Here is a 14,506-nt window from a genome sequence, read left to right as displayed (position 1 = left end):
CAGTAGCGCAACATCCAGCGGAGCTCACGATCGCTCTCGACATCATTCACCAGGCGTTCGAACTCTTGCCATGGCAGCAGAGACAGAAAGCATCACACGCATCAGCAAGCGCATCAGAGCCTGCATCGCGCGCATGAAGGTAGAAGCCTCAAAGGGGACTGCTCAGGCTGCCATTAAAAATCAACATTTCAGCACCGCGGATAACCTGGTGAGCATCATCGTCAGTTGGTTGTCGATGGATCCCACAATCACCCAGAGGTTCTGATGGCGCATCATGCTTCCGCTTAAACCCAGCTCACCAGTCCACGGCGCAGTCCAATGACAGCGGCATGGGTTCTATCTTTAGCCTGCAACTTTGAAAGAATATGGCTCATATGAGTTTTCACTGTCTCAGCTGACACGGTTAGGACGTCGGCCATCTCTCTATTGGTGTAGCCCTGAAGAACGAGCTGCAAGATTTCCAATTCCCGTTGACTCAAAGGCTCGACGGGTTCAGATATTTCTCCCCGGCCACTTGATCTCAGTGCCCCAACGGCAACTCTATCGAAGTAGATGCCGCCGCCCACGACGGCACGGATGGCATGAACCATGGAACCCTCTGCGAGCCGGTTTTCAACCACGACTCCATTGCAGCCGTAGTCAATTGCTTGCTGTAGGCGCTCATGGCGATCGCTCGACAAGATCAGCAGCGTGCGCAGCTCTGGTTGCAGCTGGTGAGCGCGATGTACTAGCGATAAGCCGTTGCCTTTCTCCAGCGATTCGGTCACAAAAAGGAAGGCAGGCTTGTGTTGCTCTAACAGGGAGAGAGCCTCTCCTTCTGTGGTGACTGCCCCAACAATACTTTCAGGGAAAGGCGCAGCGCAAACAAAAAGGGACAGCAAGGCACGACTCCCAATACAGGCCAAGGTGCTGCTGCCCTGCATCAGGTCGGCCACCTGGGGCAGTCCAGAGATCAAGACTGGGATATTGGGGGTGAGGTCCATCGACTCAGTCTGCCCATCAGGGTCTTCAAGCGCCACCAATGCGACAGGGAGTCCGGGGCTCAGGCGCCTGGCCATAGCTCGTGCCTGCAAGCGAGCACGTTGCTGACTTCTCTTGACCTGAAGACTGACATTCTGCCAGTGCACCAGATTGCAGGCTCAAAGCGCATAGCCAGAGCTTTACATCCCCCATGTGGGGGAGTGGATATCTGCAAACAAATCCCCTTGATAGGTGATGGAGAACGTCATAGCCACGGCCGACGATGAATGCATCAAGGGGGAACCCTGCACGCATTCCCTGACTCATGAACCTCAGCACATTCTTCCTTCCTCTCCTCACCACCCTGACCTTTGCTGTACCTGCGCAGGCACAGACCATGACTCACATCCAAACCCGCCAGTGCACACCAGTGCCTGCTCAATCAGCGCAACACGCAGGGTTCATCCAAGTCGGCAACCAAACCCAGCAGATCTATACGGAAGCCATATCGGCCCATATGGACTGCGAATGGGTAGATCACATCCGGATCACCCCCACCTATCGCTGATCACCACACACTTCTCACGAATACGACCATGCATCTCTCAGCTTTCCTCGTTGCGCTACTTACTGTATCTGCCGTCGCATCACTCGCCTTTTACCTCGCTGGCTCGTCAAGTCATTACCCGGTCGGCAACCGTCTTGAGTGCGTTCTTGACGTTCCCAATGGGTCCCATCCCATTGAAAACGCACGCTTTAGCTGCAAGTAATCACGGCTGACGGATGAGGGTGGGCTTCCCCCGGCTTGGTGGACACCGATCAGAGATCCGCGAGTGTGATTGATTACGAGCAGCAATGAACTGCTGCTCGTCAATCGGTTGCTGGCCAAAGGCGGAGCAGGTCCCCAACGATTTGCCCAGAGCAGGGAATGCATGCCTTCATCTCCTCTGCTGATCCTGCTCCCAGATCCGCTCGAGGGTCTGCCGGGCCGCGTTCATGTCGGTTTGATCAGAGCTGGCCATCCCCCGCTGTCGCCAGGGACTGGTGAGACGCCAGATCTTCACCCCGGCTGAGAGCGCCACCAGTGCCCAGGGCAGCAGTAACCAGACGGGATTGACCATCACGTTTCTTGTTGCGCCCTCAGCGGCGCACCACCTCGATTCGCTCCACCACCAGATCAAGCGCGCGGGGGTGGGAGTGGCGCAAGTCCAGCTCCACCTGCAGCTCGGCGTCCGTGCGGCTGGAATCGGAGATGCACACCCGGGAGCTTTCATTCGGCCAGAGCACCCGGAAACCGAGCTTGCTGACCGCCAGAACCTGGTCTTCTGCGCTGCGGTGGTGACGCAACAGCCAGCGGAGCTCCCGATCGCTCTCGGCATCGTCCACCAGGGGATCGAACTCTTGCCAGCTCATGCGGGGGCAACCCCAGAGGTGAATCCACGCTGCCGCCAGAAGCGAATTCGGGCAAGTTTCGGCGGATACGCCCAGAGACGTCATCGGATCCTTATCGGGCTAGGTAGTTCTGCTCAATTCGCATTGCCATCGCGGCGTAGCTCGCGACCACGACCACACTGCCTTTAAGTTTTGTAAAGCGCAAGAGTCTTTTCATGCTTCGCATCATTCTTTCAAAGCCATTCCTTCTTGACCTTGGGCTCCTTGTGCTGAGGGTGGTCACAGGAATGCTCTTGATCCATCACGGCTATGAAAAGCTCGCGAATATCGAGAATTTTGCTGACGCTTTCGTCCGCCCCTTGCATCTGCCATTCCCCATTGTACTCTCTTACATCGCTGCCTTTTCCGAAATCGTCGGGAGCTGGCTTCTCATTCTCGGATTGTTGACCCGATTCGGAGCACTTGCGATTTTGGGAACAATCAGCGTTGCCATTTATCACGCAATCGCCATCAACGGCTTCAACATCTACCTATTGGAGCTGCTTGGTCTTTATTTTGCAGCTTCAGCGTCATTGCTAGCCTCAGGTCCTGGCCGATTTGCTCTTGATGAGTTAATCCTGCGTCGTTTTGCGCCCGACCTCGAAGCCCAGCAGTCTCGACTGGAAGCATCCTTGGCAGCGAACACCAAGACGGAGTCAGAGCTATCAGGAGTTGCTTGATACCTCTTCGATCGATTGATCACCATGCTGATTCAGATTGATTGCGTTCCATAGGAGTGGGTGATCTGAACGATCGAGTCTCGGTCAGATCATCGATCAAGACCCTTGAGGATGGCAGACAAATCGATCTCATCCTCCAGCAGACAGGCATGTCCGCTCTCAGGGAGCAACACGGTTGTTGCCCTCGGAAAACGTTGTGACAATCGCGACGCTTCGCGCTTGGAAGGGAGAAGACGATCAGCGCCGGAAGCCAGAATCAAAATGGATTGCGGCGGACGATCAATGACAAAGTCGTCGACATCAAACTTGCTCAGCAATGACAACCTCCAGGCGGCATTTTGAGGGCCAACAGCCTGCATGACAGACAACAATTTCTGCCTCATCGGCTTGCGAACCCTGTGGGATGCAATCAATAGATCAAGGAGACTGAAAGTCGAAAGTTTGTAGAACGTCGCTGGCAACAGCTCAGCCAGAAAAGCGAAAGAACTAATCCATGGCTGTTGACTGGCTGAAGAAGCAGGATTGACCAAAATCAGCTGATTACAGAGATCTGGAAATCGCGACACCAGACTTAGGGCAAGACAACCTCCAAACGATTCACCACAAATTATGGTGGCTTGCCCGGGATGTAGAGATTGCTCCAATCGAATCAGTGTGGCTACCTCTTCGGTCAGCTCGCTCCATCCCGAGCGATCGCACGGGGGAATAAAAAGACCTCGGACATCAAAACTAGAACCAAGGCCAACAGCTTGTGATTGCGAGGAAAAGCAAGTGCCATCCATACCCGGCAAAAACACAAACAATGGCCGAGATGATGTCGCTTGCGTCAAATTAGTCAACCGCAAATAATTTGAATTGCTGGCCATAAACTCAGAAATTAACAGTTTTTGCGAGTTAGAAAATCAGCAATCTGACCCCGACAAGCCTCAGTGATCTCCCTCACAATAGAAGCTCCGTGACAACCTCGATAACGGGATTTCACTTCCCTATCAATCATCAGAGGCCTGCCAAAAGCAATGTCAACATGGCGATAAATAACCGCAGCATGCCAACCTTCATTTTGGAAAAGTGCTTCCGATGGATCGAAACGACGAAACAATGCGAGCGGTGCAATCTTTGCCAGCTTTTCCTGCCTTGAAAAGATGGCCACTGGAAGAATCGCCAGGTCGTCCACCGGAGCCTTCAGGGCGAGGTGTGCAAACCCTCGATGAAACGTGCTGAGGTGATGGGGCGGATTGACGTTCACCATCGGATCCGCTCCTTCTGGAAACACACCCACCAACTGATTGGACAACAAAAGATTGGTTGACGTGCGAAAGAAGGATGACTGACAACTATGTCCAGATTCAAGTGGGAATGCGCCCATAAGGAGCGTGATCTGGCGCAGAAGTGGCACTTGACTCATGTAGTGATGACAAGCAAATCTCACCGGGCAACCGATCGCTCTCATCAGCAGAGGCGCATCAAACGGGCTACGGTGGTTGCTGACGATCAAAAGCCGGTTCTGTCGAGGTATTCGTTCTGAATAGCGACAGTTCGCCGACACATCAGCAACCGTTAGCAGAACTCGCGATATTTTAAGTGGAACATCATGTTGAATGCTTGAGCCGACAGTGGTGGCCATGCACAAAGGCGAAAGAATGTAATCATTCAGCCAACTAACTTAAAGGGCTCGCATGGCGATAGTGACTGACGAAGCAAATGCGCTGCGATTCGACACCGCTGATGAATCTGCCCATCATCAAGTCAATGTCTTCACCGCAGCATCGCCGCACCCATCAAGGTCATGATCAGGTTCTCGGCAAAACTCACCACGCCAAGCGGTGTGCGCGTGTTGCCGCCCACGCAGGCGCAGTTGAGGGCGAGGTGATCAATGAACACCGCCTTGCCCACCGACAGCATCCCCATCCCGCCCAACAACACCGCCACAGCGCCCACCAGGCCATCCAGACCAGAGGCCGGTTGCATGAGCATGCCCAGACCCACCAGTAACTCCACCCCTGGATAAAGGCGGCTCCAGGCCCGCCAGCGTTGGCTGAGCAGGTCGTATTTCTGAAAGCTGGCGGCAAAGGCCGGCACATCCATCAGCTTGAGCATCGCAAGCAGACTGATCGCCAGGCCCATGAAGCCCCGCACGCCCGCGCCAAGGGCAAGGGCCATCAAGGCCGCGCTGACAAACACCGCGATCACTGGTGTGTACGACACCTCCGGTCCCTCCGCCTTCACCCCCAGCCGTGTGGCCAGTTCGCTGTAGCCACCGATCCGCTCAGGGCCGCTGAACACCTGGGGCGTGGTGCTGACGCCGTGGGAACGTTTGAACGCCTCCACCTCGTCTGCGCTCCGCAGCGGATGATCCTCAAACGCAATCCCCTGGCTCTGCAGCAGGGCCACCGCCTTCAGGCCCCAGGGGCAGGCATGCTCCGGGGTGTCCATCCGATAGAGCTGAACATCCCGCAGCGCTGAACGGGTCTCAGGAGAAACCTGTGTCATCAGCCCTTGATCATCTGAAGGAACTTGATCAGTCTGGTGGAGCTCGCATCCCTGGCGAACCCCATGTGATGCCCCAGACATCTCGTCTCAACTCAGAAATGACCTCACGATCGCGAGGTCAATGGGCTGGTCTCAGTGCTGCTGTGCTCTTCGGGTGCAGTGCTCCATTGATCAGCACCCTCACCACCACAGGCTCTCCCTTAACCCTCGCGGGCCTGCTCTATGGCGGAGCAGCACTGATGCTCTGTCCTCTGCAGCTGCTCAAGGCAAGGCAATCCCAAGAAACTCCTGTGCAAAGGGGCGACTGGGGTGGGCTGGTGATGCTGACCCTTCTTGGCGGTGTGGTCGGTCCATTGGCCCTGGTGAACGGACTGACGCTGCTGTCGCCCGCATCCAGCTCACTCATGCTCAATCTGGAAACCGTATTCACGCTCTTGATTGCGGTGCTCATTGGTCGCGAACACATCGGCTCTCGTGGTGTTATCGCCGCAGCTCTGACCATCTCCGGAGCCTTGATCCTCTCGGAGGGTTCACTGGATGGCAGCACCTGGCAAGGCGGCGCCTGGATCACCCTGGCCACGCTGGCCTGGGGCATCGACAACACCATCAGCCAACGACTCTCTCTGCGCAATCCACTCCAGATCGCAGCGATCAAATCCCTTGGTGCGACCGTGCCAATGCTTGGCCTCGCCTTCGCCATGCATGAACGGTTCCCATCGCCTGCGGCAATGGCCTTCTTGCTGCTGATCGGTGCTCTTGGTTATGGCCTCTCGATCTGGCTGGATCTGGTAGCCCTACGCAATCTGGGAGCGGCCAGAGAGGCGGTGCTGTTTGCTGCGGCTCCTTTTATCGGCGCATTGTTTTCGGTCATTGTGTTGCAAGTGCAGCTGACGGTTGCCATCACGCTGGCATCACTCTTGATGCTCATCGGCATGTTGGTTCTTCTTGGCGAGGAACATACCCACAGTCACCGGCATGCGCTGCAACGACATAACCATCGCCACCGTCATGACCCCCAAGCCGGCAGCCTGCATCACAACCACGACCATCCACTTGAATGGTTACCTGAGAACGCAAATCAGGAACCGTTTTGGCACGCCCACGATCATGTTCATGATGAACAGGAGCATGAACATCCTCACGTGAGCGATGCTCACCATCGTCATCAACACTGACTCAACAGGCTTTAACGCCGTTGCAACAGCTGCTTAGGCCAGTGGCGCGGACGATCTGAGTCGCGCACAGTCAACTTCACCATGGAACCTGCCAAGCGCAAACCGCCACGTCGCACCACATCGACGACGTGCCAGATCACAGCCCCACTGATAATCAACCAGGCCAGGCAATGCAGGCGATAAGGCCAATGCTCCAATTCACCGCTGCGCAACCAGTCCTCGTCCATCAATTTGCCGCTGCCAATCGCCAGCAGCAGCCCGATCAACACCGCAGCATTGGCCGGGTGGCGCAGTCGGGCCCGGCCAGCTGTGAAGGCATAGAGCGCAAACAGCAGCGCCACGGGCCACAGCACCACACCGATCGTTCCATGCACATCAATCCAATCACCAGGAACAGCTGGCAGCTGCACCCATCGACCGTCGTGATTGATCAACACCACCAACCCACTCAGCCAGGCCAGAGGCACAAGCAACGCCGTCACGCCATGGAGCAAACGCAGCAGGGACGGCTGATAGGGAGTCGCCCGGCCCATCAACCCTGGCTCACTTCTGAGGACAGGTAACGGGAAAACATCAGCTCTATACCCCTTTGGGTATGGCCATGGGGACGATGGCGATTGGCGACCATGCCATCAACTCATTCCTTCTACACAAGTGTAGGCAGCCGAGTGTGCCCCGGAATTCAGCGCGAAACCTTTTGATCCCAGAGCGCGCAGAACGACACAGCGGCCGTAACAACGCCGGCGAGCAGGGCGAATTCCATCGATGGGCATCCAACTGATTGGGTATCCATCGTCGCCAGCCATTCGGGCATGGTCTGCAGCAACCACAACAAACAAGCCTGGTCGGCTCATCCGACAGTGACATCGTCCTGCCGAATTCTGCTGAGTCATGGCCTCGGCGTTTCCCTGATGGCCGATCGATTGCTGGTGCTCCAACACCTTGCCTGTGAGGGGCCGGATCTCATCGCAGATCTGGCACTGGAGCGTGGCCTGGCTATTGAGGTCTTTCGCACCGATCGCGGCGATCGCCTACCCGATCACACCGAAACGCACGGCAGTATCGCCCTGGTGCTCGGTGGCCCGATGAGCACCTCCGATCCCCTGCCCTGGCTGCAACAGGAGCTCGAGTGGATCCGATGCAGACACCAGAAGCAACAACCGATTCTGGGCATCTGCCTTGGTGCCCAGCTCCTCGCCATCGCCGCTGGCGGCTCGGTGGAACCTCTGCGGGTAGGTGAACCACCCATGCCCTTGAAAGAAGTTGGCTACGGCGCCATTCATTGGCTCAGGAACGCGGAGCAGGAACCCGTGCTCAGGGGCATGAATCCGAGCGAAACCGTCTTGCACTGGCATGGCGATCGCATTCGCCTCCCCGCCTCAGCGACATTGCTGGCCTCCTCCTTGCACTGCCGCGAGCAGGTCTTTCGCATCGCACAGCATGCGTTCGCTCTGCAATGCCATCTCGAAGTGAGTGGTCCAAATCTGGAGCAGTGGATCCAAGAGGATCGGGACTACGTCATCGCTGCGATGGGAGCCGATGGTCCGGAGCAATTGCTTCAGGACTGGTCCCGGCTGCACCCCCAGATCGAACTGCAGGCCCGCAGACTCTTCTCCAACCTGCTCGATCAATGGAGCCACCCTTTGCAATGAACCAGGGAACGAAGTTTCTGATCCGCACATGCACACATCAACCGGTGACAACCACGACCAAATCAACTGCCAATCGCCTTGATCCCAAAGCCGATCTGCAGATCCCATACCATTCCCCGGCTCTCGTTCTTCACTGAGAGGAAGCGACCAACACTGACCTCATGGTTGTCATTCAGGTTCTCCATCCCGATGGTTGGCGAGAGCAAGGGCGTTGCAGCAGCGAATACTGGGCCCATCAGGAAGCCCAGACCCGTTGCTGTTCCGACGGACGGCACTACCGGATCCTTCATCCCGACAACAGTGCCGTGATCGCCACGCTCGACACCACCTGCTGCCCCCATCGCTTGCTGCAGGGCTGATCGGTCCACCCGCAGGTCGCCTCATCAGCTGACGGGCGCCATGGCCGTTTCTACGGTTGAGCGCAGGGGGTTCGCTGGGACACCGACAGGCGCGGTTCAGCTACGGGCGCATGGGAGTGGTGAATCGTTGCGCCATCGGCGTCCGCGCCCGTTCACCCATGCGGGCCTGGGCCCATGAAATGGAACCAGAAGCGCCCTTGATCGATGATCTCGAACCCTCGCTTTATCTGATCCCCATCCAGGATCAGGACCGCCCCCCAGAGGAGCGCCTGCGGGAGCATTACCAGCCGATCTTTCAGGAGGAGCTGCGCTGCTGGTGTGAGGACCCGAGCTTCTGGCCCCAACCGCTCACACTCGAGTTGTTCCTGCTCTGGTTCGATGTGCGCTTCTACGGCCTGATCGATGATCTCCACATGGCTGAACCCCTACGCAATCAACCCACACCAGAAGAACGCGAGCTGCTTGAGGAGCTGCTCAGGGAGATCAACGACAGCGAGCCCTGACTGGCAACAGCGGGCTCTGGCGCCGCTGCGCTGCTGTGCCTACAACTCCATCAAGTCCCTGACGTTGGCGATGGAGATTCTCAGCCAGCGCACCCTGCCCACACCCCTTGAGCTGATCGCAGAACAGAGCGGTGCCGATCGCTGGTTCCTACCCACCGGCAGCCTGATCGTGCAGCAAGGCGATCCGGTCCGCGCCATCTTTGCCGTCGAGCGCGGCCTGGTGTCACTTGATGGCCCGAACATCGCCTCAGCCTCTCGCTGCCGCAGCGGCGATCTCTTCTCCTATCCCGATCTCGCCTCACGGCATCAGCGCCATCAACTGGCGGCCAGGGCGCTCACGCCCGTGCAGCTGCTGCGCCTGGATCGGTCTTCCTTTCTCGAGCTCATCCATCGCCACCCGACGCTGGTGATTGAGCTGCTGCAACAGCAATACGGCCGTCTCCGCGCCCAGCGCCGGCAGAGCGCCATTGCACCGGCTCCCTTCCCCTTCCATGGCACCGAAAAGGAGCACAACGCCGCCTGATCAGCTCCATCCCAATCAGCCTCCGCGCCAACGTGCACCAATGGGTTAACCCAGGGTTAACCTTGATGCAGGAACGCCAGGAGGTGGTCATGACCACAACCCAGCAACTGGTGCAGTTGATGCAACTGGAAGAACGGGCACGCACCTGCACCAACCGCGCAGAAGCACGGCTGTTCATCGCCGATGCCGAGGCCGCCAAACGCAAGCTCTGGGGCAACAGCGCCGAGGCCCAGCGAACCCACTTCTGAATTCACGGGTCCGACCAGCCAACCGCGTCTGGCTGAACACTGCCACCCACAAAGCAGCGCGAGGTCTTACCCCATCCAGCCACGGGCCTACTCACCCGGCAAGGATCGAGCCATGCACCCCTGCGGGGTGTCCTTGCCTGAGGGTTGCGCGGCCGTGCCTCACCGGTGGGGTCCCTCGCACTTCCGCTCCATGGCCTGCGCTGTTCAACCTCTCTCCTGTCCGATCCGTTTCCTCTGCATTCATCGCTACGCGCCAGGTGTCCCCAAAGGCGGCACCAGCCCCTATGAGCTGCAGTGGCTCGGCAAGCGCGGCAAACCCGTCAAAACAAAGCGCCTGATTCCAGCTGAGCGAGCCCATGCCATCGCCCGCAAGCTGCAGGGCACACTCGGCGTCACCATCTCGGTGCTCTGAGCCGCAGGGCCTCACCCGGCTGGCTGCCAATGCGCAGGTGGCTGGGTTTTCCTTTTCTGCTACTGCAGAAAATCTGCTGCACTCTGCAGAAGATCAAACGTTCGCATCGAACTAGTAGATCTCCACATCGACTGCAGCAACACAGCAACCAACGCAATCATGCGCTTTATGCATATTTTAAGAGTTTCTTCATGATATTGACCAAGGGGGTGGCTGGCCTTCAGTGTCGCCAAGCCCAATTTCTTTCCCTTCAGTGGCAAGGTCTCACTTCGTCGCTCCCCTGTTGATCGCTCGGGCTCCCCAGAGGATCACCATCACCATTCCTTTGCACGTCTACGAACAGATCGCCAAGCGCAGCACCCAGGAGGGACGCTCCATGAGCAACCTTGCCGCCTACATGCTCGAACGCGCGGCCTTTGGCTGAAGACATCCGTCAATCGACCGAGGCCCTGTGGGCCTCTCAGTTCTATTCCTGCTGCAGTCCCCGATCCAGAAGCTCCAGCAGCAGCTCATCTGGATCGCGGCCCGTCTCCGCAGCTTTCTGGCGCACCCACTCCATGACCCGCTCAGGCACGTCAATCTCAACGCGGCGGGGCAATTGGTTCGGATCTAACTTCATGACGTCGTTGGCATTTGACGCCAGAGAAACTAACCAATTGATTCTCCGCTGGTGTCGCTTGCAAAACGGCGAATCGGCATCGCTCCCACTTGCATCTTGTCTTGCTCAGCACCTCAGTGCATTGGTGCGTTGGTGCACTGCAATCAGCCGTTGCCATCAAAAAAGCCCCGCTCCAGGCGGGGCTCAGCAGTTGACTCAGGCGGCAACGCGCCTGAGCGCCGCTCACTTGCGGTAGGTCGTGCCGCGGTAGGTCAGGGCAGGGTGAACTGCCGTTGTTGCTGCGCCTTTGCGTTCGGCCACGGCCTGGCCCCGGTAGGTCAGGGCAGGCTTGGTCATCGTCACGGCAGCGTGGCGCTGCTGGACGGTCTGGCCGCGATAGGTCAGGGTCATGATTCAGTTCCTCGGAGCAAGTCCAGGTCCCCGTTCCTTGGCCTGGATCGAACTGCGCTCCACGCAAGTGGTGGAGTGAACGCTTGGTAGCTGTTGCTACATCCCCTTCTTAGACCCGGCGTCAACCACCGTGGCGTTCGCGCCGTTACCAAAGCCAGGGGCTGGATCGAACTGCACTCGCAACAAAAGCGCTGCGAGCGAAGGAAGAATTCAAGAACGCCTGCGGCGCAACGCTTAACAAATGCAGCATGGATGCCGTGGCAAAAACGCCCAAACAGGCCAGAGCAAGAAATAAAGTGTTACAGTTCAACCAGTTGGCGGCTCCATATGTTCACGCTTGAAAAAGCACGGCAAATTTTTCCTGAGACGCGAACGGCTGACGCGGTTCCCGCCATCACAGCCCGATACAAGCTCCTCAGCGCAGAAGATCAACTCGCTCTCATCTGGTTTGCCTATCTGGAAATGGGCCGAACTATCACGGTGGCGGCACCTGGAGCCGCAAGGATGGCACTGGCGAAACCAACGCTCGACGAGATCGAGGCGATGACTTTTGACGAACAAACAAAAGCCATGTGTGATCTTGCCTCCAAGATCAACAGCCCGATTTCAAACCGCTATGCCTATTGGTCAGTCAATGTGAAACTCGGATTCTGGTATGAGCTCGGCGAGCTCATGCGACAAGGAAAAGTTGCCCCTATTCCCCAAGGATACAAACTCTCCGCTAACGCTTCCTCCGTATTGGAAGCTGTCAAAAAAGTTGAACAAGGCCAGCAGATTACATTGCTGCGCAATTTCGTTGTCGACATGGGTTTCGATCCAAATATCGATGACGACAAAATCGTTTCTGAACCGATTGTCATTCCAACACCTGCAGACGAACGTGAAATCATTACGATTCCCGGGGTGTTCAACCAAACGGTTTTGAGCTACATGCAACTGCTCAATGCAAATGATTTTGATCAACTTATTGAGCTTTTTCTTGAAGATGGCGCCCTGCAACCACCATTCCAAAGACCAATTATCGGTCGTGATGCTATTCTGAAATTTTTCAGGCGGGATTGCCAAAACCTCAAATTGATTCCTCGCGGCGGCTTTGGTGAGCCTACAGAGGGAGGCTTCAATCAAATTAAAGTGACTGGAAAAGTCGAGACACCCTGGTTTGGCCGTGAAGTCGGCATGAATGTTGCCTGGCGTTTTCTGCTCGACGAAAACAATAAAATTTATTTCGTCGCGATTGATCTTTTGGCATCTCCAGATGAGCTTCTCAAGCTAGGCGCAGATAAGCTGAGTGGCAAGTGAATCGTTAGTCGATAATTACAAAGGGCTTAGCATTGCGGCCATCATTTTAGGCGCTTGGATTTGGTCACTTGCCGTAGGTCTCGAGCTTGACTTGGGATCTTGTCACCCGATTCTAATTGCTGTCCTTGTAGCAATTAAGGCCTTTTTGCATACGGGTCTGTTCATTGTTGCGCACGATTCGATGCACAACAGCCTGCTAGCTGGAAAGCCTGAGGCCAATCGATGGATCGGAAGCCTCATGCTGTTTCTTTACGCCGGTCTTGATTTTGATTTGTGTGAGCGTAATCACAACCTTCATCACCAATTTCCGGAAACAGAGAACGATCCCGATTTCTCTCCAGACAGGGACAACGACACCAACATCATGAACTGGTACGCCCATTTTATTGGGAATTATATCCACTCCTCGCAACTGATGAAGTTGACGATTGGTTGGTTGACGATTTATTGGCTTGCCAGCATGGTCAACACGTCCCCAATTGTCAATGTGCTTACCTTTTGCGTGCTTCCACTTGTCTTGAGCTCTCTCCAACTGTTCATTGTTGGCACTTGGTTGCCACATCGACACAGCAATCATGCATCTTTAAACGCAACACCGAGAAGCCTATCCCTCAATCCGATCGTCTCATTCGCGGCCTGTTATCACTTTGGCTATCATCGCGAACATCACGAGTCTCCTTCCGCTCCCTGGTTCGAGCTTCCTAAACTTAATCTCGCCAACAAAGCAGTTTAAGTTCAACCATCTGTTCATCACTCTTCCATTCTCATGTCGGCAACTGACTGGTCACAAGATGAAATAGTCATTGCTCGCCATGCCTTCGAGCGAGGCAACCAGAAATCGATTGAGGTCCTTATCATTACGCTGCAACAGCAGGTGAATACCCTCAGTTCAGCGGAATCCATTTGGGAGTTCCACGACTTTCTCAGCACAGAGAGGTTTGACCATGAGGGCAGATCAGAATTTGATGAAGCCAAAATATTGTTCGTTCTGGCCGATATGGTCAAACGCAATTTGATCTCCACAGAAGACCTTCAGGGTTTGAGCGATAAGAAAATTAGTAAAATAAAAGCAATGTCGATGTTCTAGTCGGCACAATCCCCGTCAGAACTCAAGCTTCAGGACGATCTCGGCGTCAAAGCGGTGGTCGGTGGCGTCGGTGAAAAAAGCGCAGGCGCCGCTGATCAGATCCAGGGCGATCACGTAATCGATCAAGCCTCCGGCATCAGCAGCAAACAGGGCCGCCACCTGATCGTCATCGCCACGTCGTTCCGACACCTGACCGTTGCAGAAGACGATGCGCAGAACCTGATCCATGACAGCTGATGTGGCTGCCACAGGGTTATGGGTTCAGCAGTCCGGATCGATCACGTCCTCAGCTCTGCCCCATGCCGATGCACCAGCGGATCGGAACTGCTGCGCCCTGTTGGCAGCACTCGGGCCATCCAGCGCCTCCAGCTTGATCGCCAGGCCATCACCGTGGTCAGCAGTCCCCCCAGCACCGCAAAGGCGCGCTCCTGGCGATCAGCAAAAAGCCCCCGGAAGGTGGACCTCCCGGGGGCTTTCAAGTGGTGGCGGGGGGGAGATTTGAACTCCCGACCTTCGGGTTATGAGAGCGATGCAAATCGCTCAGAACCTCTGCTACCACAGGACAAGCACCAGGCATGACCAGAGTCGTACTACCAGAGTAGCCAGGAACAAGAGCTCTCAGGCACCGACTTCCCTGTCACGCCGATTCGACGCCGTCAAGCGAGGGCCCCATGGGTC

At 56.3% G+C, this 14,506-nt stretch carries 25 protein-coding genes; 14 read left to right on the top strand and 11 right to left on the bottom strand.

What is annotated here, in order from left to right; all coding sequences use genetic code 11:
* Positions 1–70 precede the first annotated feature (70 nt).
* Positions 71–265: a hypothetical protein gene (locus SynWH8101_RS06420; protein WP_130129047.1), complete on the top strand. Its 195-nt coding sequence runs from the start codon at positions 71–73 to the stop codon at positions 263–265.
* Between the two features lie 19 nt (positions 266–284).
* Here SynWH8101_RS06420 and SynWH8101_RS06415 read toward each other — a convergent pair whose 3' ends face one another.
* Entirely contained in the window at positions 285–983 is a 699-nt protein-coding gene (locus tag SynWH8101_RS06415) for a response regulator transcription factor (RefSeq protein ID WP_165380944.1), read from the bottom strand.
* Between the two features lie 302 nt (positions 984–1,285).
* Here SynWH8101_RS06415 and SynWH8101_RS06410 point away from each other — a divergent pair, with 302 nt between their 5' ends.
* Positions 1,286–1,528, top strand: a complete 243-nt coding sequence (locus SynWH8101_RS06410) for a hypothetical protein (protein ID WP_130129045.1) — start codon at positions 1,286–1,288, stop codon at positions 1,526–1,528.
* A gap of 370 nt (positions 1,529–1,898) precedes the next feature.
* Here the strand turns inward: SynWH8101_RS06410 and SynWH8101_RS06405 are convergent, their stop codons facing one another.
* Both SynWH8101_RS06405 and SynWH8101_RS06400 read right to left on the bottom strand, forming a co-directional pair.
* Positions 1,899–2,081, bottom strand: coding sequence for a hypothetical protein (locus SynWH8101_RS06405; RefSeq protein ID WP_130129044.1), 183 nt, complete (start codon positions 2,079–2,081; stop codon positions 1,899–1,901).
* Positions 2,082–2,100: 19 nt separating this feature from the next.
* A complete protein-coding gene (locus SynWH8101_RS06400; RefSeq protein ID WP_130129043.1) occupies positions 2,101–2,373 on the bottom strand; it encodes a hypothetical protein in 273 nt (90 codons plus the stop codon).
* 194 nt (positions 2,374–2,567) lie between these two features.
* Here SynWH8101_RS06400 and SynWH8101_RS06395 point away from each other — a divergent pair, with 194 nt between their 5' ends.
* On the top strand, positions 2,568–3,071 hold the full coding sequence (locus SynWH8101_RS06395) for a DoxX family protein (protein WP_130129042.1): 504 nt from the start codon (positions 2,568–2,570) through the stop codon (positions 3,069–3,071).
* Positions 3,072–3,160: 89 nt separating this feature from the next.
* Here SynWH8101_RS06395 and SynWH8101_RS06390 read toward each other — a convergent pair whose 3' ends face one another.
* The 3 genes from SynWH8101_RS06390 to SynWH8101_RS06380 all read right to left on the bottom strand — a co-directional run bounded on the left by SynWH8101_RS06390 (position 3,161) and on the right by SynWH8101_RS06380 (position 5,561).
* Positions 3,161–3,937 carry an alpha/beta fold hydrolase gene (locus tag SynWH8101_RS06390; RefSeq protein ID WP_254428087.1) on the bottom strand — a complete coding sequence of 259 codons (777 nt, stop codon included), beginning with the start codon at positions 3,935–3,937 and terminating at the stop codon, positions 3,161–3,163.
* 11 nt (positions 3,938–3,948) lie between these two features.
* The gene (locus tag SynWH8101_RS06385) at positions 3,949–4,695 is read right to left on the bottom strand and encodes a lysophospholipid acyltransferase family protein (RefSeq protein WP_254428086.1); all 747 of its coding nucleotides are present in this window, start codon (positions 4,693–4,695) and stop codon (positions 3,949–3,951) included.
* Between the two features lie 131 nt (positions 4,696–4,826).
* Positions 4,827–5,561, bottom strand: coding sequence for a MauE/DoxX family redox-associated membrane protein (locus tag SynWH8101_RS06380; RefSeq protein ID WP_130129041.1), 735 nt, complete (start codon positions 5,559–5,561; stop codon positions 4,827–4,829).
* A 68-nt stretch (positions 5,562–5,629) separates the two neighbouring features.
* Between SynWH8101_RS06380 and SynWH8101_RS06375 the strand changes: the two genes are divergently transcribed.
* Positions 5,630–6,736 carry a DMT family transporter gene (locus SynWH8101_RS06375; protein ID WP_130129040.1) on the top strand — a complete coding sequence of 369 codons (1,107 nt, stop codon included), beginning with the start codon at positions 5,630–5,632 and terminating at the stop codon, positions 6,734–6,736.
* Between the two features lie 11 nt (positions 6,737–6,747).
* Here the strand turns inward: SynWH8101_RS06375 and SynWH8101_RS06370 are convergent, their stop codons facing one another.
* A complete protein-coding gene (locus SynWH8101_RS06370; RefSeq protein WP_130129039.1) occupies positions 6,748–7,269 on the bottom strand; it encodes a cytochrome b/b6 domain-containing protein in 522 nt (173 codons plus the stop codon).
* Positions 7,270–7,418: 149 nt separating this feature from the next.
* Positions 7,419–7,550, bottom strand: coding sequence for a hypothetical protein (locus tag SynWH8101_RS14525; protein WP_255423188.1), 132 nt, complete (start codon positions 7,548–7,550; stop codon positions 7,419–7,421).
* Between the two features lie 46 nt (positions 7,551–7,596).
* Here SynWH8101_RS14525 and SynWH8101_RS06365 point away from each other — a divergent pair, with 46 nt between their 5' ends.
* From SynWH8101_RS06365 to SynWH8101_RS06335, 7 genes are all read left to right on the top strand, one after another.
* Positions 7,597–8,388, top strand: coding sequence for a type 1 glutamine amidotransferase (locus tag SynWH8101_RS06365; RefSeq protein WP_254428074.1), 792 nt, complete (start codon positions 7,597–7,599; stop codon positions 8,386–8,388).
* A 161-nt stretch (positions 8,389–8,549) separates the two neighbouring features.
* Entirely contained in the window at positions 8,550–8,747 is a 198-nt protein-coding gene (locus SynWH8101_RS06360; protein WP_130129038.1) for a hypothetical protein, read from the top strand.
* A gap of 110 nt (positions 8,748–8,857) precedes the next feature.
* Positions 8,858–9,250 carry a hypothetical protein gene (locus tag SynWH8101_RS06355; RefSeq protein ID WP_130129037.1) on the top strand — a complete coding sequence of 131 codons (393 nt, stop codon included), beginning with the start codon at positions 8,858–8,860 and terminating at the stop codon, positions 9,248–9,250.
* A gap of 70 nt (positions 9,251–9,320) precedes the next feature.
* Positions 9,321–9,773: a cyclic nucleotide-binding domain-containing protein gene (locus tag SynWH8101_RS06350; RefSeq protein WP_254428085.1), complete on the top strand. Its 453-nt coding sequence runs from the start codon at positions 9,321–9,323 to the stop codon at positions 9,771–9,773.
* Positions 9,774–9,862: 89 nt separating this feature from the next.
* The gene (locus SynWH8101_RS06345; protein ID WP_254428084.1) at positions 9,863–10,021 is read left to right on the top strand and encodes a hypothetical protein; all 159 of its coding nucleotides are present in this window, start codon (positions 9,863–9,865) and stop codon (positions 10,019–10,021) included.
* A 190-nt stretch (positions 10,022–10,211) separates the two neighbouring features.
* On the top strand, positions 10,212–10,433 hold the full coding sequence (locus SynWH8101_RS06340) for a hypothetical protein (RefSeq protein WP_130129035.1): 222 nt from the start codon (positions 10,212–10,214) through the stop codon (positions 10,431–10,433).
* 253 nt (positions 10,434–10,686) lie between these two features.
* A complete protein-coding gene (locus SynWH8101_RS06335) occupies positions 10,687–10,857 on the top strand; it encodes a hypothetical protein (protein WP_130129034.1) in 171 nt (56 codons plus the stop codon).
* A 42-nt stretch (positions 10,858–10,899) separates the two neighbouring features.
* Here SynWH8101_RS06335 and SynWH8101_RS14520 read toward each other — a convergent pair whose 3' ends face one another.
* Together SynWH8101_RS14520 and SynWH8101_RS06330 are read right to left on the bottom strand one after the other, a co-directional pair.
* Entirely contained in the window at positions 10,900–11,031 is a 132-nt protein-coding gene (locus tag SynWH8101_RS14520; protein WP_255423187.1) for a hypothetical protein, read from the bottom strand.
* 243 nt (positions 11,032–11,274) lie between these two features.
* Positions 11,275–11,442 (bottom strand): DUF4278 domain-containing protein, encoded by a 168-nt coding sequence (locus SynWH8101_RS06330; RefSeq protein WP_130128829.1) that lies wholly within the window; start codon positions 11,440–11,442, stop codon positions 11,275–11,277.
* 327 nt (positions 11,443–11,769) lie between these two features.
* On the opposite strand from SynWH8101_RS06330, the gene SynWH8101_RS06325 reads away from it, so the two are divergent.
* Genes SynWH8101_RS06325 through SynWH8101_RS06315 form a run of 3 tightly spaced genes read left to right on the top strand, consistent with a single transcriptional unit; the run spans position 11,770 to position 13,828 of the window.
* The gene (locus tag SynWH8101_RS06325; RefSeq protein ID WP_130129033.1) at positions 11,770–12,741 is read left to right on the top strand and encodes an orange carotenoid-binding protein; all 972 of its coding nucleotides are present in this window, start codon (positions 11,770–11,772) and stop codon (positions 12,739–12,741) included.
* Positions 12,731–13,474, top strand: a complete 744-nt coding sequence (locus SynWH8101_RS06320) for a fatty acid desaturase (RefSeq protein WP_130129032.1) — start codon at positions 12,731–12,733, stop codon at positions 13,472–13,474. Before SynWH8101_RS06325 ends, SynWH8101_RS06320 begins: the two co-directional genes overlap by 11 nt.
* Positions 13,475–13,507: 33 nt before the next feature.
* On the top strand, positions 13,508–13,828 hold the full coding sequence (locus SynWH8101_RS06315) for a hypothetical protein (RefSeq protein ID WP_130129031.1): 321 nt from the start codon (positions 13,508–13,510) through the stop codon (positions 13,826–13,828).
* 15 nt (positions 13,829–13,843) lie between these two features.
* Here SynWH8101_RS06315 and SynWH8101_RS06310 read toward each other — a convergent pair whose 3' ends face one another.
* The gene (locus SynWH8101_RS06310) at positions 13,844–14,056 is read right to left on the bottom strand and encodes a hypothetical protein (protein ID WP_130129030.1); all 213 of its coding nucleotides are present in this window, start codon (positions 14,054–14,056) and stop codon (positions 13,844–13,846) included.
* Between the last annotated feature and the right edge of the window lie 450 nt (positions 14,057–14,506).

The organism is Synechococcus sp. WH 8101, assembly GCF_004209775.1.
In the GTDB taxonomy this organism is placed as follows: Bacteria; Cyanobacteriota; Cyanobacteriia; order PCC-6307; family Cyanobiaceae; genus Synechococcus_C.
This window is presented reverse-complemented; position numbering and strand designations above follow the sequence as displayed.